Here is a 279-nt window from a genome sequence, read left to right on the forward strand (position 1 = left end):
TGGTGACACGTGGAGCTGAATGATACTAATCGGTCGAGGCTTTGATCTAGTCTATGGTTTGTGTTGATGAATCCTCAGTTTTCAGGGAATAAACCCTAAACATTATTGACATGCGTATGACGTGATGTTAATATTCATTTTGTCTGGTGGCGATAGCGAGACGGCCACACCTGTTCCCATGCCGAACACAGAAGTTAAGCGTCTCAGCGCCGAAAGTAGTTGGGGGATCTCCCCCTGTGAGGATAGGACGTTGCCAGGCAAGATCGTTCCGCAATAGCT

The 279-nt window shown here is 47.7% G+C and carries 1 rRNA gene; it reads left to right on the top strand.

What is annotated here, in order from left to right:
• Positions 1–142 precede the first annotated feature (142 nt).
• Positions 143–259, top strand: a 5S ribosomal RNA gene (rrf, locus tag KNO91_RS15280).
• The last annotated feature ends 20 nt before the right edge of the window (positions 260–279 follow it).

It is taken from the genome of Exiguobacterium sp. s59, assembly GCF_018617475.1.
Taxonomy (GTDB): domain Bacteria; phylum Bacillota; class Bacilli; order Exiguobacteriales; family Exiguobacteriaceae; genus Exiguobacterium; species Exiguobacterium aestuarii.